Genomic DNA, 18489 nt, shown 5'->3' with positions numbered 1-18489 from the left:
CGGAAGCCAGTCGGTTCTTGGGGCGATCCCGGAGGATCGACTTCCGCCGGCCGCGACCGCCTCGATCGAGGTCGATGTCGCATTCTTCGACGACCCGGGCGACCGCAAGGCAGACCAGGTCGATGGTGCGCGGCTGATGCCTCCGCTGGATGACCGATTCAACGCGCGCCGGGGTACCTATCGGATCATGTACCGAATCGACGACAAGACCCGAACCGTTACGGTCGTGGACGTTGATCACCGACGCGACGTGTACCGCACCTGAACCTTCCCGGCGGTGCTCCGGCCCACCCCACTGGGCTTGGCCGGGCGGGCGAGGCTGGTCAGGCGCCCAGGATGGAAACTTCGTACTTCTGGAGATCAGGGTCTCTGGTCACGAGAGTGAGGTCCTCGTACTGCGCCTGGGCCACCAGCATCCGGTCGAAGGGATCGCGATGGATCATCGGGAGTCGGCCGGCGGCTATGGCGTGCACTGATCTGATCGGCAGATCGGCGAACCCACAGTCGCGGACTCGCTCCGCTAGGTCGGCCGGCTCCTTGAGCTTGCCGAGCGCCTGCTTGATCGCGATCTCCCAGATCGTGGCAGGGCTGACGTAGACATCCGGTTCGCTGTCGATCAGCTGCTTGATCTCGTCCGACAGTGTCGGGTCGTCCGCCAGCCACCAGATGACGACGTGGGTATCCAGAAGGAGTCTCACTGCGCCAAGCCGAAATCGCGTGCGACGGACTCGTTCACCTCGGGCGAGTCCCAGTCCTCAGCGACGACGAGCTTGCCGCGTAGGGATCCGCGTCCACTGCGGTGCACCTTCCGGGTCAGTGGAATTACCTTCGCGACCGGGGTGCCCGCCCGGCTGATGATGATCTCTTCGCCGTGTTCCACCCGGTCGATGATGCGAGACAGGTTGGTCTTGGCGTCGTGAATGTTGAACTGTGCCGTGGCGTCGCTCGACATGTGGAACCTCCTTAGCTAAGAGGTTAGTCCACTGGTTGCGAGCTAGCTAGGTCGCCTGCTGCACACCCGGCGCGCGGACGGCGGCGAGATGGCCGAGATCGATCGGATCCTGCTCACGGCGGGCCGTTGGGACGGCGAGCTGATCCACCTGCGCTCCGACGGCACCTCTATCACCGTGTCCAGTCGCCAGGCGCTGCGTCGGGACCCTGACGGTACGCCGACCGCCATCCTCGAAACCAACACCGATGTCTCCGCCCGGGTGGCCGCCGAACGCGCGCTGGCCGACCGCGAGGAGCGGTTCCGTACCCAGTTCGAGCTGGCGCCGATCGCGCAGGCGGTGGGGCGGCTGGACGGGACCATCACCGAGGTCAACGACGCCTACTGCGCGATGGTCGGGCGAAGCCGCGAAGAGCTGCTCGGTACGAACTACCGCGACCGGGTCCACCCGGATGTCCGGGCCGACGACCTGGCCCACCTCGCCAACCTCTTCGCCGGTGAGTACAGCAGCTACCAGCGGGACAAGCGCATGGTGCGGCCGGACGGCGGTGTGGTCGAGGTGAACTCGTACATCAGCCTGATTCGGGACGCCGAGGGGCGGCCGCAGCCCGTCGTCGCCCAGCTCAAGGACATCACCAGCCGTCTCCAGGCCGAACGCGACCGCGACGCGGCCGCGGCCGAGCTGGCGCAAAGGAACGCTCAGCTTGAACGGTCCAACGTGGAGTTGGAGGCTGCCAACCAGCTCAAGCTCGACTTGATGGGGATGATCAGCCACGAGATCGGCACGCCGCTGACCGACGCCATCGCCCAGGCCCTCGCCACCGTCGAGATCGACATTCCCGTCACCGGCGCCGACAAGCTGGCGGCCCTGGTCAGCCCCAGCCACCTGCAGCATATTCTGATCAACTTCCTGACCAACGCGGCCAAGTACGGCGGCGGGGCCACCGCCGTCCACGTCAGCGGCGACGGCGTCGACGTCGACATCCGGGTTCGCGACAACGGCCCCGGCGTGCCCGAAGAGCTACGCGACGACCTTTTCGAACCGTTCACCCGCGGCACCGACAGCTCCGCCCGCGCCAACGGGACCGGGCTCGGGCTGTACATCGTCCGCAGCCTCGCTGAGGCCAACTCCGGCCGGGTCTGGCACGAACCGCGGAGCCCCCAGGGCAGCGACTTCACGCTGCGGTTGGCCCGCTCGCCCCGCTGAGGTCTTACCACTCGCCATCGCGACGGCGGACTGGCAGCCTTGGGGCCATGACTGACAACCGGGCAATCGTCTGGCCGGTGCTCCGGTACGCGGGTCAGTGAGCCACCGGGGGTGCCGGGCATCTCGGCTGTCCTCAACGTACGGAACGAGGCGGCGCACCTGGCGCACTGCCTGGCGTCCTGCGTGGGTGTCGACGACATCGTGGTCGCCGACATGGAGTCGACGGACGACACCGTGGCCATCGCGATGGCGGCTGGCGCTCGCGTCCTACGGCTGCCCAACGCCGGCTACTGCGAGCCCGGCCGGCAGCCCGCCATCGACGCCGCTGCCGAGGAGTGGGTGCTTCTCATCGACGCGGACGAGCGGTTGTCCGACGGCGGCGTGGCGCACCTGCGGGCGCTGGCGGCGGTGGCGGGTCCGGACATCTCGGCGTTCCGCCTGCCGTTCCCGACCTACCTCGGACCGCGGTTGATCCGCAGCACGGGCTGGGGGCTCGACCGGGAGCGTCACCCGCGCTTCTTCCGCAAGTCCCACGTCACGTGGCCGGCGGAGATCCACGCGCTACCTCGCTTCCGGGCGGCCGTCGTCGACCTGCCCCCTGACGTCGACGTCGCGATCAAGCACTTGAAGTTCGATTCGCTCGAGCACGCGATCGCCAAGTTCAACCGGTACACCTCGGTCGAGGCCGACGAGCGGCGGGCGGCGTCGGCGACGTCCACGCCCACCCAGGCCATCACGGACGCGGTCGCGGAGTTCCGGCGGCGTTACTCGCCGGAGGAGGACGGGTCACTCTCGCTCGCCCTCAGCATGGGCTTCTTCATGTACCGATTTCTTACGCACCTGAAGACGATCGAGCGCGCTGGTTGGCCTGCCGCCGGAGTGCCCGACAAGCAGTCCATGCAGCGGGCGTGGGACGCCTTTCTCGGCGCTCTGAACGAGGCCGAGCCTGAGCGCTGACGTCGTACGATCTCGGCATGACGGGGTCGGTCGGTACCGTGGACGCCGTGATCGGACAGCCGGCTGCGGTGCTGCGCCCGTTCGGCGCGACCGTCGTGGAAGGACTGACCGATACGGGCTACGGGTCCCGCGGCTTCACGGTCCGTGACCCCGAAGGGGTGTACTGGAGCTTCGGCACCTACCCGGGCGAGTGAGCGCCGCGCGTGGCTACAGCGTGGCAAGGGCGTCCAGGTCCAGCGGCGTTCGCGAATCGCTGCCGTCGCTGCGGTAGACGTAGGTGGTGCCTTCGTCCTGGACGACGTAGGTCTCGATGTTGTTGCGCGACCAGTACATGATCATCAGCTCGTACCGTTCGGCCAGTCGGACCAGGGTCTTGAACTCGGGCACGTTGACGACCGGCCGCCCGGCGGGAGTGGGCATCGGGTTCACCCGGACCAGCAGGGATCCGTAGCGCTGCCGGATCTTGGCGGTCTCGCCGCCCGGTTCGGACCGGCGAAGGACGAGGACGAAGACCAGCGCTGCCAGCAGGATGCCGAGTGCGAGAACGACGGACAGGGTGCGGGCGGTGGCCGCCGTCATGATCGTGTGGCCCGACAGCCCCAGGGTGCGCGGTACGAGGACCGGTTGTCCCGGTTTAGCGGTGCCCTTGACGATGAGCTTGTCCGAAGGACTGGCGAGGGATAGCTGGAGCGGCGTGAGGATGAGCTTCAGGGACGGCGCGAAGGTCGCGCCGTCGGCGGTCGTGACCCGCGGCTGGATCGCGATGGTCGCCTGGCCGGGCGGCAGCCCGATGGCGGCTGCCGCAGCCGATGCGCGGGCGTCGATCGCATCCAGGTCGAGCGGGATGACAGCGTCGTAGCTCGTCTGTGTGAAGACGGTGGTGTCGACGAGCGGCAGGGTCGTGTGCCAGCCGTTCCCGGCAGAGATCGCGGCGTCGACGACCATGCTGCCGGGTTCACCCCGGTAGGAGATGTGCACGTCGACGCGGCCGGCCAGTTTGCGGAACACTGGCTCCGGCGACGTGACGACGGTGCCGTCGTACGCGGGGGTGCGCGGAACTTCGGCGGAGTAGGCGAAGGTTACGGACGGGGCGGTGCGCTGCGGCGCAGGGATGAGACGTTGCGCTGGTCCGGCCCAGGCCAGGGCGGCGAGTGCCACGTCGAGCACTGCCGCGACGGCGATGACGATCGCGCCGACCTGCAGGAGGGTACGCGCGGAGGGTCGCGGCAGGCTCATCCGGCCGGGCCGTTTGGTGCTGCGTGACATGGCGGTTCTGTTCCTCCTCCCTCTTCGCTGCAGGACGATACGACGGGTCCGGACCGCGGTTCCGCCGCCCATCACCAGGACGAATGCGATCAGTGCCAGGGCCGGTGGGGTGGTCAGTCGCTGGAGCCAGCGGCCTCCCTCCGGGATGTGCACTCTCGCGCGGCCGATCAGATCGCGGCTGGTCGGCTCGACCGGGTCGATCGACTGGTTGTGGTCACCTTTGAACACGTAGCCGTTCGCGTCGCCACCGATGATGCGGTGCAGCACGACAAGGTCACGGACGGTGGGGCTGTGGTAGGCGACGATGTCGCCGAGATGGTATGAGGACGCCTTGGTGACGATCACCATGTCGCCCTGGTGGTAGGTGGGCTGCATGCTGACGCCGTGGGTCACCACGATGGCGACCCGTTCGGTGGCGAATGCACCGGCGACGATCGCCACGACGCCGACGAAGGCGGCGACGGCGAGGTACCGGAAGAATCTGCGCATGCTGGCCCCGGGCTTCAGAGTCCGCCGTTGGAACGGCCCACCGCTTCAGGCGGGCCGTTCCAACTCACGGTCAGGCGACGGTGACTTTGAGGCTGGTGATGCCCGTGGTAGCCGTTTTGGTGTCGGCACCTGCGGCGTACGTGCACGTCGAAACCAGCGTCGCCGTGTTGGTGCAGGTGAACGTGCCGTTGTTGCCACCAGTGGCTTCCGCGGTCACGGTCTTGCCGTCCGGGACGGCCGCGAAGGTCAGCGTGATCGAGTCGACCGCGGTCTTGGTGTCGTCGGTGAAGCCGTAGGCGATTTCGCTGAGGTCCGCGCCGTCGACGGTCTGCGAGATGGAACCGCCGACGAACTGCGGCGCAGCGGCGGTACCGCTCGTGGCGAGACCGGTAGCGGTGAAGGCCGAGCCGGACGCGGCGATGATGCCGGCGACGGCAAGGCCACCAGCGACCTTGAATGACTTACGCATTGGTGCCTCTCTCTGTCGTAGCCCAGCCACCCTCGCCGGGCAGGCGATGTTGACGCTGAGTCCTGACGTGCGTCAGGTGGCTCAGGGCACAGGACGTTAGATTCCTGCACCGACGTGAAAATTGGCATCGTGTGCAAGATCTTGAGGATTTTGCTGCGCGACCGCGGTTGCTATTGCGTTGCGGGTCAGGAAGAACGTCGGTGCCGCGTCGGCCAGTGGGCGAGGTGGACAATTCCCGGAGTGGGGATCGAGCGTTACCGACGGTGAAGAAAAACCGGCCCGCTCGAACCGCGTTTGATCACCGTCCGTACTCGTCGATGGCAGAGTGGCGAGTGTTACGGGCGCGTGACGGTAACTCGTCGTATACGATGATCCACCGGTACCGTCGAGGCCGGAATCAATACCGGCTTGCCGTGCTCTGCCGCGGACACGTTGTGCACCTCTGGAGGACCGTGTGGCAATTCGTGAGAAGCTGGAGTCGGTCTTCGCTGGCGTCGTGCAGCGCAATCCCGGTGAGAAGGAGTTCCACCAGGCCGTGCGCGAGGTGCTCGACAGTGTGGCTCCCGCGCTGGCCCGTCACCCTGAGTACGCCGATGCGAAGATCATCGAGCGGATCTGTGAGCCGGAGCGCCAGATCATCTTCCGGGTGCCGTGGGCGGACGACCGCGGCGAGGTGCACGTCAACCGGGGCTTCCGCGTCGAGTTCAACAGCGCCCTCGGTCCGTACAAGGGTGGTCTGCGGTTCCACCCCTCGGTGTACCTCGGCATCATCAAGTTCCTCGGGTTCGAGCAGATCTTCAAGAACGCGCTCACCGGCATGCCGATCGGTGGCGGCAAGGGCGGCTCGGACTTTGACCCGAAGGGGCGCTCCGATCGGGAGGTCATGCGCTTCTGCCAGAGCTTCATGACCGAGTTGTACCGGCACATCGGCGAGCACACCGACGTGCCGGCGGGCGACATCGGCGTGGGCGGGCGGGAGATCGGCTTCCTGTTCGGCCAGTACAAGCGCATCACGAACCGGTACGAATCCGGCGTGCTGACCGGCAAGGGGCTGGCGTACGGCGGCGCGCAGGTACGCACCGAGGCCACCGGGTACGGCGCGGTCTTCTTCGCCGAGGAGATGTTGCGCACCGCCGGGGAGAGCATGGACGGCAAGCGGGTGGTGGTCTCCGGCTCGGGCAACGTGGCCATCTACGCCATCGAGAAGGTCCACCAGCTGGGCGGCACCGTGGTGGCGTGCTCGGACTCGTCGGGCTACGTGCTGGACGAGAAGGGCATCGACCTGGAGGTGCTCAAGGACCTGAAGGAGGTGCGGCGCGGCCGGATCAGCGAGTACGTCCAGGCGCGGCCGCACGCGACGTTCGTGGCCGGCGGCAACGTGTGGGAGGTGCCCTGCGAGGTGGCGATCCCGTCCGCCACGCAGAACGAGATCAGTGCGGAGAGCGCCGCCGCGCTCGTGGCGGGTGGCTGCGCCGTCGTCGTGGAGGGCGCCAACATGCCCACCACCCCGGAGGGTGTGCGGGTCTTCGAGCAGGCGGGCGTGCGCTTCGCGCCGGGTAAGGCCGCCAACGCGGGTGGCGTGGCGACCAGCGCGCTGGAGATGCAGCAGAACGCGAGCCGCGACTCGTGGACGTTCGAGCACTCCGAGCAGAAGCTCCGGACGATCATGCAGGACATCCACGCCCGGTGCTACGCCACCGCCGAGGAGTACGGCATGCCGGGCAACTACGTCGCGGGAGCGAACATCGACGGGTTCCGGCGGGTCGCCGATGCGATGCTCGCCCAGGGCCTGATCTAGCTTTTCCCACCCGGACGGCTGCGGGCGGACTCCGGTTCGAACCGTGCGGCGACGCCGTACGTACCACCGGATACGACGTCCGCAGCTGGCCGGGCGATGTCGCGGTAACACTGCCCCCGCTTGACCCGGCCGCAGGCGGCGAGGGGAAGGCGGCGACGGTGCGAGTGTCGGTGGTCATGGGCTGCGCCGGGGTGGCTGTGGTGCTGCTGGCGTTCGGCGTGGTGGCCCCGTACGGGTCGATCTCGGCCTCGACGGCGCGTTCCCGCCTCGCTTCCGACACGGCCGCAGCCGCGGCGCAGCAGCCACTGTTGCGGCCGCGTCCGGTCTCCTTCTCCTCGCCCGGCTTCCACTCATGGGCGCTGCTCAACACCCGGACCGGGAAGATCACTGGCTCGGACAACTCCACCGCCATCAGCGACACCGCGTCGATGGTGAAGGCGTGGCTCGCGGCGGACTATCTGCGGCTGGCGGCGCAGCGCGACGAGAAGCCGACCGCCGCCCGGATGAACGATCTCAGCATCATGATCCGTGACAGCGACAACGACGCCGCCGAGCGGATCTACCGGCTGAACGGCGGTACCGCGTCGATCCAGCGTCTGATCCGCGTGTGCCGCCTGACCCAGACCAGCGCGGTACCGGGCCTGTGGAGCGAGACCAGGACGTCGGCCCCGGACGCGGTGCGCATGGGCGGGTGCCTGGCCGATGGGCGGGCCGCCGGACCTCAGTGGACCAGGTGGGTGCTGACCGAGATGCGCCGCGTGCGCGGCGACGGACGCTTCGGCATCATCAAGGCGCTGCCCGCCGCTGCCGCCGCGACCACCGCCATCAAGAACGGCTGGCTTCTCCGCGACGACGACGGGCTCTGGCACGTCAACTGCCTCGCGATCGGCGACGGCTGGGCGCTCGCCGTCATGCTGCGCTACCCCGGATCGCTGGGCTTCGAGCACGGGGGCACCGTGTGCCGATCGGTCGCCACGCAGCTCATGGATCCCGCCGTGGCCACGGGCGCCAGTCAGAGAGCGGCGGCTCAGGGCCGTTAGGTCGAGATAGTGACACCGTTGACAGCGAAGGCGCTTAACGGTTGGTTGGATCCCAGCGACCCCCATTCACTCAATTGGCAGTGACCGCTGCCGATGCGGGTATAACGGTGTCGAGGAGGGGGAACGTGTAGTGCTGACGTTCGCGCTTCTCTTCGCCGTATCCGCGATCGGATCGATGGTCGCCACCGCCATCATGTGGCCACGACGCCGGACGACCCCCGCGGCCGGGGCGATGACGCTCGCCCTGATGGGTGTGACCTGGTGGTCGGCCGTGAAGATGGGCTCGGTGCTCGCCCCCACCCTGGAGTCGAAGCTCGCTCTCGAGACGGCGATCTATCCAGGAGTCGGCGCCATGGTCGCCGCGATGTTCTGCTACACCAACGCAATGGCCGACCGGGCGTGGACGCTGTCGCGCCGGACCGCGCTCCTGCTGGTCATCGAGCCCGTGCTGTCAGTGGTCATCGCGCTCACCAACCCCTGGCATCACTGGTTCTACGCGAGCGCTCAGCTCATCGGGTCGCCGCCGGTGCTGGCACCGCGGCCAGGATGGGCCTTCTACGCGCACACCGCCTACTCCTACACGCTCCTCGCCTTGGTCATCATCGTGATGGTCCGCTCGTTGGTGCGGGCGCCTCGGGCCTATCGACGTCATTTCGCCTGGCCGCTGGTCGCCTTCCTGCCGCCGCTGGTCGGCAACGTCGTCACGGTGCTGTTCATGAAGGAGGGGAAGACGGTCGGTCTGACCCCCATCTTCTTCACCATCACGGCCGCCGTGTGCTGCTGGGCCCTGTTCCGCCAGGCGCTTCCCGATCTGGTCCCGGTCGCCGGACGCCAGATCCTGGAGACCATCAGCGACGCGGTGATCGTGATCGACCGGTCGTGGCGCGTACTCGACGTGAACCCCGCCGCCAAGCGCCTGATCCGGCGCCTCCAGCCGACAACGTCCGGCACGATCGTCGGGTTGTCCGCGCGGGATGTCCTGGGTATGGATTGGGCGCTGGCCGCGGACTCCGAGTCGGAGTACGTGATGACCGCCGCTGACGGGGCGCGGGTCGACCTCAATATCCGGCACAGCCCGTTGTACGACAACAGCAACAACGTGATCGGCTGGGTGCTGGTGGCGCACGACGTCACCGAGCGAAATCGCCAACGGCACGAACTGCGCGTCACGAACGAAGAGCTCCGCCAGCAGCTGCTGGCCGTGGAGCAGTTGCGCGCCGACTTGGCCGAGTTGGTCACCCGCGACTCACTCACGGGACTGCACAACCGCCGGTACCTGATCGACGTGCTGGAGCGGGAAGTGGCCCGCGCCCGTACCGGTTTTCAGCCGCTCAGCGTCGTAATGCTCGACATCGACCACTTCAAGCGGGTCAACGACCGGTACGGCCACGCGGTGGGCGACGAGGTCATCACCGCGACCGCGCAGCGCATCGTCGCCTTGATCGAGGAGGGGGAGACGGCCGCCCGCTACGGCGGGGAGGAGTTCCTCCTGGTCCTACCCGGCTGCACGGCGGAGCGTGCGCGGAAACGCGCCGAAGCGCTGCGGGAGATGTGCGAAAGGTCGCCGCTGCTCATCGGCGGTGAAGTGGTGATCTCCACGATCAGTGCCGGCGTCGCGGAGTCCCTCAGCTCGGACGGCCCGGCCGCGCTGATCGACGCGGCGGACCAGGCGCTGTACGTGGCGAAGACCCTCGGGCGTAACCGCGTCGAGATGGCGCGGATGTCGACGGCCACCACCTAGAACCGTAAGGCGACGCTTGCTCGGCGGGCCGGTCGCGCTGCGGCGTGGGACGATGACCCTCGTGGCCAAAACCCGGCGTACCAGGCGGGGTGCTGGCGTTGGCCGCACCGTGGTCGGCGACGGGCCCCGGGTCGACGATGGCGACCTCGCCAAGTTGCTGGAGATGTTGGCCGCCGCTGGGGTGTGGGAAGACGAACTGCTGCGGACGCTCGACCGGCCCGACGGTACGGAGCAGATGCTGCAGCGGCTGGTCGAGGCCGGGCTGCTGCCGTCGCGGGAAGAGTCCTTGGCCGGGCTGATGGCCATGTGGAAGCCGCTGCTGAAGCCGGGCTGCGACCCGTGGAGCGCGGAACTCACCGGACTCGAATTTCTTGCGATGGCGCGGGAGGTCGCGGCGACCGACGACGACCTGCCCGACCTGCTCGACAGCCTGACCTCGCAGGCCGAGGAGCACGGCGGGCCGGAGGCCCTGGCGATGGTGCGGGTACTCGCCGTCGTCGGCCCCGTGCGGGTACGACGGACGGCGGAGAAGATCGCGGACTGCCTGGTGACGGCCGGGCTCCGGGACTGTCCGTGGGTTGACGGGCTCGGTGCGCCCGAGGTCGGGCCGTGCTTCGGGTACACCGACAGCGCCGGGGCGCAGGAGGGGCTGGCTGCCGCGTTCGCGTACGGCAGCCGGCCGCATGCGCTGGTCGTACTGATTGATCATGAATTTGGTGGCGGGGTCAAGGACTGCTGGCCGACCGACCGCCCCGACCTGGTCCGGGCCGACTATCAGCGGGCGGCCAAGCGGTACGGGCTGACCTTCCGCGACTACCCGCCGTCCGAGGCGCGTGCCATCCTGGACCGCGCGCTGCGCAAGCGGCCCTGCCCGGTCGCGCCCGACCAGGTCGAGGACGTCCGGGACTACCTGGAGCTACTGCGGCTACGGACGGCGCTGCTGCCCGAGGCCGAAAATGCGGAGCGCGGCCCCTCCCGTACGGCCCCGGCGACCGGGGCGACCGCTGTGCACCGCGTCAAGGTCACGCTGCTCGGTGCGCGCCCGCCGGTCTGGCGCCGCCTCGAACTGCCGTCGACCATCACCCTGCGCCGCCTGCACCAGGCGATCCAGGCGGTATTTGGCTGGGAGAGTGGGCACCCGTGGGTGTTCGAGACGCCGGCCGGCGCATACGGCGTCGCCGACCGCGCGCTGGGGCGCCGCAGCGCGCGGGCCAAGCGGCTGGAGGAGGTCGCGCCGCGCGCCCGCGACCTGATCTATTACGTGTACGGCTGGCGGCACGAGATCCTCGTCGAGGGCGTGGCCGTCGCCGAGCCAGGCGTGGCGTACCCGCGCTGCGTGGCCGGCCGCCACGCCGTGTCCGGCGGGTTCGACCTCGACGAGGCGAATGCGGCGCTGGCGCGGCTGTCGGGAGTACTCGTACGCCCGCCCTCCCCATGATCCTGAAGGCTTCGGGGCGCTATATAGCCCCGCAAAGTCTTCAGGATCATGAGGAGCCGCGGGTCAGACCCGGAACTGGCCGACGATCTGCTGCAGTTCGGTCGACATCTGAGCCAGGTCGTTCGCGGCCCGGTTGGCCTCGGTGACGCCCGTGCTGGTCGACTCCGCGGCGGCGGCGACCCCGGTGATGTTCTGGGCGATGTCCGTGGCCCCGGTAGCAGCCTCGGCGACACTGCGCCCGATCTCGCTGGTGGTCGCGGTCTGCTCCTCCACCGCGGAGGCGATGGTCTCGGAGTATCCGTTGATCTTCTCGATGACCTCGGCGATCTCCCGGATCGCCTCGACCGCGGCGCCGGTGTCACCCTGAATGGCCTGGATACGGTGTGAGATGTCCTCGGTCGCCTTGGACGTGGCCTGGGCCAGGTCCTTGACCTCGCTGGCGACCACCGCGAACCCCTTGCCCGCGTCGCCGGCGCGGGCCGCCTCGATGGTGGCGTTGAGGGCCAGCAGGTTGGTCTGCTCGGCGATTGAGGTGATCAGCTTGACCACGTCGCCGATCTCAGCCGAGGACTCGCCCAGCTTGGCGATGGTCTCGTTGGCCTGCTCGGCGACCTTCACCGCACCCTGTGCCACGTGCGCGGCGTCGGTGGCGTTGCTGGCGATCTCCTTGATGGAGGCGGTCATCTGCTCGGTGCCGGCCGAGACCGTCTCCACGTTGCGGGAGACCTGTTCGGCAGCGGCGGAGACGCTCTCGGCCTGGGTACTGGTCTCCTCGGCGCTGCCGGCGATCTGCTGGCTGACCGCCGACAGTTCCTGGGACGCGCCGGCGAGGGTCTCGCTGCTGGCGCCGATGGTGCCGATGGTTTCGCGCAGTCGGTCGGTCGCGGCGTCCAGACCGGTCGCCATCCGGCCGATCTCGTCGCGGCTGGACACCCCGGCCGAGCGGGTCAGGTCACCGGCGGCCAGCCCGTCGACCACGTACGAGACGCGGCCCAGGGCGGCGATGATGTTACGGGCGACGAACAGGCCGAACGCCACCGCCAGCACCAGGCCGATGGTCAGGAAGGTGATCGTCGTGGTGCGGGCGCTGTTGTAGGTAGCGGTGGCCTCGTCGCTGCGGCGCTTGGAGTCGGCCTGCTCCCGGGCGATAAGGTCGTCAACGAGCTTGAAGGCCTTGTCGGCCTCCGCGGCGAGGACCGTGTCGCGGACCCGCTCGATGGTGACGGAGTCGTTGCGCCGGCTCGCATCCATCATCTGCTGCTTGTCGCGCTGGTAGTCCCCCCACGCCGCGCGCAGCTGGGAAACCAGCTCCGGTGCCACCGACTCCTTCTCGTACGTGGAGAGCTGGGTCGCAAACTCCGCGTCGTCGTCCTTGATGACCTGCTCGAACTTCGTCATGCTCGCGTCGGTAGTCGAGATCGCGTGGCTGAGCACGTCGCTACGGGTCTGGCGCATCGTGATCGCCAGGTCGTCGGCGTGCTGCTGGGGCACGAGGCCCGAGTCGTACAGCGAATTCGCCGTGTCGTGGAGCGTCGACATCTTAGCCAGTGACAGCACGCCCACGCCGCCAGCGGTGACGGCCAGGATCGCGATCACCAGCATGATCTTCGTGTTCATCCGCCGGTTGGCCACCCAGCGGCCGAATCCGCCCAGCGCCGACCCGCCAACCTTGTTCGTTACAGCCATTAGCGTCTCCCGCGTTACTTCAGCGATGCCCGAAGCGTCAGCGGGGACAGCCCTCCTCGCCAGCGCGAATTTGTCCGTTGGATCGGCCGCTTCGCACTGGCGATAAGCAGAAAACTGTGCTGTTACATAATAGACTTATGTTATTACGTTTAATGAAAATTTGCGATGCGGGAATATGGGACGTATTAGCCGCTGAATAAGTTGCTATTGGGGCATTTGAGGGGGACGAGTCGACGGCATCGGTGGGCGGGGCGCCTGCTCGGGACCCGTCCACCGATGGCTCGACTACCGGTCGAACTCGCCGTCCTTGACGCCGCCGACGAACGCCGCCCACTCGCTCGGGTTGAACGTCAGCGCCGGGCCGGACGGGTCCTTGGAGTCGCGGACCGCGACGACGCCGGGGAGGTTGTCGGCCACTTCTACGCACTGGCCGCCACCGTTGCTGCGGCTGCTCTTGCGCCACCGGGCGCGGGACAGGTCGGTCATGGCGATCGGAACTCCTTTGCTGTCGCTGCGATGAGCTTCTTCGACTGTGGCTCGGTGAGGCAGGACGGGGCGAGGTTGGCCCACACCTCGTTGTAGGCCGCGATCTCCTGCGGCTTGTCGAGGTAGAGAGCGCCGGTGAGCCCTTCGCTGTAGACAGTGGACGGCTCGGGGTGGGCGCCGTTGGTGGGGAAGTCGAGGATGACGAACGACCCTCCGGTCATCGCGGCGTGGTGCAGGCCGGCGCTCAACGGCAGGACCCGGACGGAGACGTTGGGCAGGTCGGCGACTTCGTTGACGTGCCGTAGCTGCTCGGCCATCGCGGCGTGCCCGCCAACGGGGCGGCGGAGCGCGGCCTCGTTCACCACGACGTCGAGTTGTGGTGCCAGCGGGCGCTTTCGGGTGAGCAGGGTCTGGCGTTCGAGGCGCACCATGACGCCGCGCTCGATCTCGGCATCCGTCATCTCGGGGTGCGCGACCCGGAAGACCTCCCTCGCGTAGGCCTCGGTCTGCAGGCTTCCCGTGATCAGTTCGGGCTCGTACTGCCGGATTCGACTCGCGGCGCTCTCCAGCCCCACGTACAACTCGAACCACACCGGGATGACGTCGCCGTACGAGTGCCACCAGCCCTTGGCCTTGGTCTCCCGCGCCAGGCCTATCAGGACCTGGGTTATCTCCGGTGCGGCACCGTACACCTTGCACATTGCTTCCACGTCGAGCGCGCGCATCGAGGTCGCACCGCTCTCGATACGCCAGATCTTGGGAGCTGACCACTCCAGCTCCTCCGCGGCGGCCTTCACGGTGATCCGTGCTTCCTCGCGGAGCTCCCGCAGGTAGCGGCCGAGCTGTCGCCTTGGGACCGTCGAGCCAGGATCGATCGCCACCGGTGCTCCTTTGTCGGTCACTACATACCGGGTGCGATGCACGCTCGATATGTAACTCCATCGTCGGCAATAGCGCAATGACATTAATGTTCACGATATAAACGCGTCAATTAAGTCACGCCGTAATATTGCATTCTTGTATCCTCGTCGCCACCATGAGCCGATGGGGCGTGGCGGTCGGATGATCCGCGGTATTTCGGCCCGCCAAGGCCCGGCCGTCACGCCCCGCTCAGGAAGAGGTGAAGGCCATGGATGAGGCCGATATCGCGCGGATCAAGCGGTCGCACCGGGCGAGCGTTCGCTGGATCGGTACGCGCGTGATCGTTGGCTGCTCGTGCGGAGTTGATCGCTACCCGTGCGAGCTGCGCCGAGCGGCGGAGGAGGCGGAGCGGAAGTGACGTCACTGCATATACCGATCCGTCCGGCCTGGATCTGTGCGGGCTGTTCGCAGGAATGGCCGTGTCACACCCGGCGGGCGCAATTCCTGGCCGAGTTCGAGCGTGCGACGGTGTCGCTGGGATTACTGATGGGTTCGCATTTAGTGCAGGCGTCCCAGGATCTTCCCGCCGCGCGGGCGGGGGAGTTGTACGTCCGTTTTCTCGGGTGGATAGGCCGGCCGCCCCGGCGCGACAACCGAGGCCCATGGATCGACCGGGCATGATCGGTTGGTGCGGGCGGCGAGGCTAGCTCAACCATGACCACCCGTGGAGCGAGTTCGTTGCTGACGGAGTCAACACCGAGCTCCCCGGTGCGTTCGTCGGGGCGCTGCCGATGATCGTCCACAATCTGCAGGCGCAGCCTGGCCAGTGCGAGAGCTGGCCGCTGGCGTGGGGAGTGGTGTACCCCGTCCTGCTGGTGATCGCAGCCGTCGGTGCCGTCGGGGGACTCTGGGCCGTCCGCCAGGTAGCGCGGCTTGCGCTGGTCCTGGCCGGAGCGATGATCCTGCTCGCGTACGCGACCAGCGAACCGGCTGGAGTGGTGCCCACGACGAGTGTCCGGTACCTGAGCCCGTTGATGGTCTGCGTGCCGGTCGTGCTGTGGCCACTGTGGTCGGCGGTCAGCCGCCGGACGATCGTCGCCGGCGCGTGACCGAGGTCGCCGGCTACCGCATCTACCGTCCCAGCACGCCGCTCGGCGTGCCCGTCCGTGAATAGGGCTACTGGCGCAGTACCGTGAGGAACCGGCCGACGGCCGCCTGCAGGGCCTCGGCCATCTGCGACAGGCCATCGTCCATGCGGCCGGCGCCGTTCGCGCTACGCCGTCCTTCGGCGGCCACGGTGATCCCGTCGACCATGCTCTCCATGTCGCGCATCGATTCGAGTACGGTGCCGATGGCGCCGACCACCTCGTCGGTCTGGCCCTGGATCCCGGCGACCTGCCGGCTGATCTCGTCCGTGGCGCTGGCCGTCTTGTCGGCGAGTTGCTTGACCTCGTTGGCCACGATGGCGAATCCGCGGCCGGCCTCGCCGGCCCGAGCCGCCTCGATCGTCGCGTTGAGCGCCAGGAGTCGGGTCTGCGCCGCCACACTGTTGATCAGCTTGACGATCTGCTCGATCTGCGCGGACGACTCGCTCAGTTGCCGGATGACGTCGGCGGAACGGTCGGCTGCGACGACGGTGGCGCGCGTTGAGTCGGCCAGGCTGCCGGCGGAGGCGCTCAGCTCGGTGGAGGCCGCGGCGACGTGCTCGGACATCGACATCACGGCCGATTCGAACTCGTCAGCGAGGGCCCGGCGCTGATCGGCGGCCTGGTCCAGGGTCTCGGCGCTGCGCTGGATGGCGACGCGGGCCTTGTCGATGGTCGCCGCGCCCTGCCGGAACGTGCCGGGCATGCCGCGAAGCAGGAAGCGACGGTAGTAACGGCCCTCGCTCGCCGCGCCGAGCGAGGCGGTGGACTCCCGGACGAAGGCGTCGGTGAGGTCCAGCAGGTGGTTCAGGCGGTGCCGAGCCCGGGCGACATCGGCCACCTCGTCCTCGCCGGCGAGCCGGGGGAGGCGGACCTCCAGGTCACCGGTGGAGACCTGCGCGCAGAGGGCGGCGATCGCTCGCAGCGCCTCCCGGTACATCTCGACCTCGTCGTTGCCGTGCGCCGCAGCGCGCCGGCCGGCCTTGAAGATCCCGCTCATCGGGCCACCTCTTCCGGTTCGAGCGACCAGATGAACTCGTCGTAACTGGCTGCCTGCGACTTCACGATCTCGTCGAGCAGCGCGGCGGACGCGGCCACGGCGTCACGGGTACTGGAGTGGCGGCGCTCCTCGGCCAGCAGTCGCTCGTATGCGGGCTGGATCTGGGCGAGCGCGGCGCGGTGGGGCGTGCGCCGGTTGGAGTGGAATCCGACGATCTGTCCCCTGGCGGAGAACGTCGGTGTCACGTGGGCGAGGACCCAGTAGTGTGCGCCGTCGCCGGCCAGGTTGAGGATGTACGCGAAAATCTCGTTCCCGGCCTGGATGGTGTCCCACAGCAGCTTGAACACGGCGCGGGGCATGTCCGGGTGGCGGATCAGGTTGTGCGGCTTACCGATGAGCTCCTCTTCGGAGTACGCGGAGACCCGGACGAAGACGTCGTTGACGTAGGTCATCCGGCCCCCTACGTCGGTCTTGCTGACGATCACCTCGTCGTGTGAAAACGTGCGTTCAACCCCGCTGGCACGCACTGACGTCTGCCGCACTGTTACCCCATTTTTCGTCCTGATCTTCACACCGGTATCGGCCAGTGGGACCGGGATCTGTGGGAAACGGTGCGGCGTGGCGCAGACCACCGGGTCAGCGGGCGAGCAGGTCCTCGACCTCGTCCAGCGTGGGCGGCTGGGCGCCCTCGCGCGTACAGGCCAGGGCGGCCGCCGCGACGGCGAACCGCAGCGCTTCGGCCAGGCTGGCGCGGTCGGAGATGCCGGCCGGTAGCCCGACCCGGTGCAGGAAGGCGGCGGTGAACGTGTCACCGGCGCCCACGGTGTCGGCGACGTCGACCGGGATGCCCGCGGCGCGTACGGGATCCTGCCCGCACGGCACTGCGACCGCGCCGTCCGGTCCGGCGGTGACGAGGACGAGTGACAGGTCGTGCTCGTCGATCCACCGCCGGGCGACGTCGAGCGCGTCCTCGCCGGGGTACAGCCAGTCCAGGTCGTCGACGCTGGCCTTGACGACGTGGGCGGCGTCCAGCCAGGCGCGGACCTCGCGGCGGTAGGTCTCGCGTTCGGGCAGCAGGGCGGGCCGGACGTTGACGTCGTAGATGACCGTGGTGTCGGCGCGGTGCGCGGTGATCCACTCGCGTAGGACGGCGGCGCCGGGCGGCAGGATGCTGGCCAGCGAGCCGATGTGCAGCCCCAGCGTGCCGGGTGGCAGGTCATCCGGCAGTTCGTGGGCCGACCACTGCCAGTCGGCGGTGCCGTTGACGTAGAACTGGTAGTCCGGACCTCCGCGCTCGTCGAAGGCGACGACGGCGAGTGTGGTCGGCTCGCTGGCCGCCACGGCGAGCCGGAGATCGACACCGTTGTTCGCCAGGTACTCGCGCAGTTGCCGGCCGAAGTTGTCCCCGGACAGCCGGCACACCAGGGCGGTCGGGGTGCCGAGTCGGGCCAGCGCGACAGCCGTGTTGGTGGGGCCGCCCCCGTACGCCGCGCGCCAGGTGGCCGGGGGACCCGCGGGCACGAGGTCGATCAGCGCCTCGCCGCAAACCACGAACATCGCGTCCCCCTCGTATCGATTTCTTTCGTGGATTTTGGACATCTGGCGGTACCAGTTTCCAAGATCGTTGTTCCTACCCACCAGCCAGTGTCCACAACTGAGTGCCGTCCGTCGGGTCGTACCCGAGCCGGAGCGCCGTGTCCGCCGTCAACCGCGCGGCGAGCGCCTCGGCCGTCGGCCCGGGGTCCGCCGCGGGTACGACCGCCACCGCCACCGTGCCCTCGTTCAACAGGTCGGCCAGCAGGTCGCAGTCGGCCGCGCGGAGCCGCGGGTACGCGTCGACGTGCACTGTGGTGAGCCGGAACCGGGGCAGCCGGGCGTTCAGGGCGGTAACCAAACGGTACGGGGCCAAGGTGCCGGCGCCGGACGGCGGCATACGCGGACGGCACCGCGGCCACCA

Annotated in this window: 21 protein-coding genes; 10 read left to right on the top strand and 11 right to left on the bottom strand. The window is 68.4% G+C overall.

Annotated features, from left to right (window positions below; all coding sequences use genetic code 11):
* The coding region (locus tag HC028_RS26390) for a type II toxin-antitoxin system RelE family toxin (RefSeq protein WP_205861721.1) at positions 1-265 on the top strand (265 nt) is incomplete at its 5' end.
* 58 nt (positions 266-323) lie between these two features.
* Here the strand turns inward: HC028_RS26390 and HC028_RS26385 are convergent.
* Positions 324-698 carry a type II toxin-antitoxin system VapC family toxin gene (locus tag HC028_RS26385; RefSeq protein ID WP_168080150.1) on the bottom strand — a complete coding sequence of 125 codons (375 nt, stop codon included), beginning with the start codon at positions 696-698 and terminating at the stop codon, positions 324-326.
* Entirely contained in the window at positions 695-952 is a 258-nt protein-coding gene (locus tag HC028_RS26380) for a type II toxin-antitoxin system Phd/YefM family antitoxin (RefSeq protein ID WP_168080149.1), read from the bottom strand. The genes HC028_RS26385 and HC028_RS26380 overlap by 4 nt, the downstream gene beginning before the upstream one ends.
* An 88-nt stretch (positions 953-1040) precedes the next feature.
* Here HC028_RS26380 and HC028_RS26375 point away from each other — a divergent pair, with 88 nt between their 5' ends.
* The 3 genes from HC028_RS26375 (at position 1041) to HC028_RS27985 (ending at position 3307) form a co-directional block, all read left to right on the top strand.
* Positions 1041-2156: a PAS domain S-box protein gene (locus tag HC028_RS26375; protein WP_168080148.1), complete on the top strand. Its 1116-nt coding sequence runs from the start codon at positions 1041-1043 to the stop codon at positions 2154-2156.
* A gap of 111 nt (positions 2157-2267) precedes the next feature.
* Positions 2268-3113, top strand: coding sequence for a glycosyltransferase family 2 protein (locus HC028_RS26370; protein WP_168080147.1), 846 nt, complete (start codon positions 2268-2270; stop codon positions 3111-3113).
* A 17-nt stretch (positions 3114-3130) separates the two neighbouring features.
* Positions 3131-3307, top strand: coding sequence for a VOC family protein (locus tag HC028_RS27985; RefSeq protein ID WP_239075742.1), 177 nt, complete (start codon positions 3131-3133; stop codon positions 3305-3307).
* Between the two features lie 13 nt (positions 3308-3320).
* Here the strand turns inward: HC028_RS27985 and HC028_RS26360 are convergent, their stop codons facing one another.
* Both HC028_RS26360 and HC028_RS26355 read right to left on the bottom strand, forming a co-directional pair.
* Entirely contained in the window at positions 3321-4868 is a 1548-nt protein-coding gene (locus HC028_RS26360; protein WP_168080146.1) for a signal peptidase I, read from the bottom strand.
* A 70-nt stretch (positions 4869-4938) separates the two neighbouring features.
* The gene (locus HC028_RS26355; protein WP_168080145.1) at positions 4939-5337 is read right to left on the bottom strand and encodes a hypothetical protein; all 399 of its coding nucleotides are present in this window, start codon (positions 5335-5337) and stop codon (positions 4939-4941) included.
* Positions 5338-5791: 454 nt separating this feature from the next.
* Between HC028_RS26355 and gdhA the strand changes: the two genes are divergently transcribed.
* The 4 genes from gdhA to HC028_RS26335 all read left to right on the top strand — a co-directional run bounded on the left by gdhA (position 5792) and on the right by HC028_RS26335 (position 11354).
* On the top strand, positions 5792-7135 hold the full coding sequence (gene gdhA / locus HC028_RS26350) for an NADP-specific glutamate dehydrogenase (protein WP_168080144.1): 1344 nt from the start codon (positions 5792-5794) through the stop codon (positions 7133-7135).
* Between the two features lie 158 nt (positions 7136-7293).
* Positions 7294-8175 carry a hypothetical protein gene (locus HC028_RS26345; protein WP_239075741.1) on the top strand — a complete coding sequence of 294 codons (882 nt, stop codon included), beginning with the start codon at positions 7294-7296 and terminating at the stop codon, positions 8173-8175.
* 130 nt (positions 8176-8305) lie between these two features.
* Complete coding sequence (locus HC028_RS26340; protein ID WP_168080143.1) at positions 8306-9916, top strand: diguanylate cyclase; 1611 nt, start codon at positions 8306-8308, stop codon at positions 9914-9916.
* Positions 9917-9977: 61 nt separating this feature from the next.
* The gene (locus tag HC028_RS26335) at positions 9978-11354 is read left to right on the top strand and encodes a plasmid pRiA4b ORF-3 family protein (RefSeq protein WP_168080142.1); all 1377 of its coding nucleotides are present in this window, start codon (positions 9978-9980) and stop codon (positions 11352-11354) included.
* 63 nt (positions 11355-11417) lie between these two features.
* On the opposite strand, the gene HC028_RS26330 is transcribed toward HC028_RS26335, so the two are convergent.
* The 3 genes from HC028_RS26330 to HC028_RS26320 form a co-directional block, all read right to left on the bottom strand.
* Entirely contained in the window at positions 11418-13040 is a 1623-nt protein-coding gene (locus HC028_RS26330) for a methyl-accepting chemotaxis protein (RefSeq protein WP_239075740.1), read from the bottom strand.
* A 285-nt stretch (positions 13041-13325) separates the two neighbouring features.
* The gene (locus HC028_RS26325) at positions 13326-13526 is read right to left on the bottom strand and encodes a DUF397 domain-containing protein (RefSeq protein ID WP_168080141.1); all 201 of its coding nucleotides are present in this window, start codon (positions 13524-13526) and stop codon (positions 13326-13328) included.
* Positions 13523-14407, bottom strand: coding sequence for a helix-turn-helix domain-containing protein (locus HC028_RS26320; protein ID WP_239075739.1), 885 nt, complete (start codon positions 14405-14407; stop codon positions 13523-13525). The genes HC028_RS26325 and HC028_RS26320 overlap by 4 nt, the downstream gene beginning before the upstream one ends.
* Before the next feature lie 248 nt (positions 14408-14655).
* On the opposite strand from HC028_RS26320, the gene HC028_RS26315 reads away from it, so the two are divergent.
* Positions 14656-14805 (top strand): hypothetical protein, encoded by a 150-nt coding sequence (locus HC028_RS26315; protein ID WP_168080139.1) that lies wholly within the window; start codon positions 14656-14658, stop codon positions 14803-14805.
* Between the two features lie 373 nt (positions 14806-15178).
* The gene (locus HC028_RS26305; protein ID WP_168080137.1) at positions 15179-15496 is read left to right on the top strand and encodes a hypothetical protein; all 318 of its coding nucleotides are present in this window, start codon (positions 15179-15181) and stop codon (positions 15494-15496) included.
* A 67-nt stretch (positions 15497-15563) separates the two neighbouring features.
* Here the strand turns inward: HC028_RS26305 and HC028_RS26300 are convergent, their stop codons facing one another.
* The 4 genes from HC028_RS26300 to HC028_RS26285 form a co-directional block, all read right to left on the bottom strand.
* Entirely contained in the window at positions 15564-16532 is a 969-nt protein-coding gene (locus HC028_RS26300) for a methyl-accepting chemotaxis protein (protein WP_203981625.1), read from the bottom strand.
* The gene (locus HC028_RS26295) at positions 16529-17017 is read right to left on the bottom strand and encodes a PAS domain-containing protein (RefSeq protein ID WP_239075738.1); all 489 of its coding nucleotides are present in this window, start codon (positions 17015-17017) and stop codon (positions 16529-16531) included. Before HC028_RS26295 ends, HC028_RS26300 begins: the two co-directional genes overlap by 4 nt.
* A gap of 151 nt (positions 17018-17168) precedes the next feature.
* The gene (locus HC028_RS26290; RefSeq protein ID WP_168080135.1) at positions 17169-18089 is read right to left on the bottom strand and encodes a carbohydrate kinase family protein; all 921 of its coding nucleotides are present in this window, start codon (positions 18087-18089) and stop codon (positions 17169-17171) included.
* 73 nt (positions 18090-18162) lie between these two features.
* The coding region (locus HC028_RS26285) for a hypothetical protein (protein ID WP_203981624.1) at positions 18163-18489 on the bottom strand (327 nt) is incomplete at its 5' end.

The organism is Planosporangium flavigriseum (assembly GCF_011947225.1).
Lineage (GTDB): Bacteria > Actinomycetota > Actinomycetes > Mycobacteriales > Micromonosporaceae > Planosporangium > Planosporangium flavigriseum.
This window is presented reverse-complemented; position numbering and strand designations above follow the sequence as displayed.

Excerpts from the sequence above, each read along its gene's own strand:
- HC028_RS26330 (WP_239075740.1), bottom strand. The coding sequence starts at position 13,040 with ATGGCTGTAACGAACAAGGTTGGCGGGTCGGCGCTGGGCGGATTCGGC.
- HC028_RS26325 (WP_168080141.1), bottom strand. The coding sequence starts at position 13,526 with ATGACCGACCTGTCCCGCGCCCGGTGGCGCAAGAGCAGCCGCAGCAAC.
- HC028_RS26315 (WP_168080139.1), top strand. The coding sequence starts at position 14,656 with ATGGATGAGGCCGATATCGCGCGGATCAAGCGGTCGCACCGGGCGAGC.
- HC028_RS26300 (WP_203981625.1), bottom strand. The coding sequence starts at position 16,532 with ATGAGCGGGATCTTCAAGGCCGGCCGGCGCGCTGCGGCGCACGGCAAC.
- HC028_RS26360 (WP_168080146.1), bottom strand. The coding sequence starts at position 4,868 with ATGCGCAGATTCTTCCGGTACCTCGCCGTCGCCGCCTTCGTCGGCGTC.
- HC028_RS26355 (WP_168080145.1), bottom strand. The coding sequence starts at position 5,337 with ATGCGTAAGTCATTCAAGGTCGCTGGTGGCCTTGCCGTCGCCGGCATC.
- HC028_RS26305 (WP_168080137.1), top strand. The coding sequence starts at position 15,179 with ATGATCGTCCACAATCTGCAGGCGCAGCCTGGCCAGTGCGAGAGCTGG.
- HC028_RS26375 (WP_168080148.1), top strand. The coding sequence starts at position 1,041 with ATGGCCGAGATCGATCGGATCCTGCTCACGGCGGGCCGTTGGGACGGC.
- HC028_RS26290 (WP_168080135.1), bottom strand. The coding sequence starts at position 18,089 with ATGTTCGTGGTTTGCGGCGAGGCGCTGATCGACCTCGTGCCCGCGGGT.
- HC028_RS27985 (WP_239075742.1), top strand. The coding sequence starts at position 3,131 with ATGACGGGGTCGGTCGGTACCGTGGACGCCGTGATCGGACAGCCGGCT.
- HC028_RS26380 (WP_168080149.1), bottom strand. The coding sequence starts at position 952 with ATGTCGAGCGACGCCACGGCACAGTTCAACATTCACGACGCCAAGACC.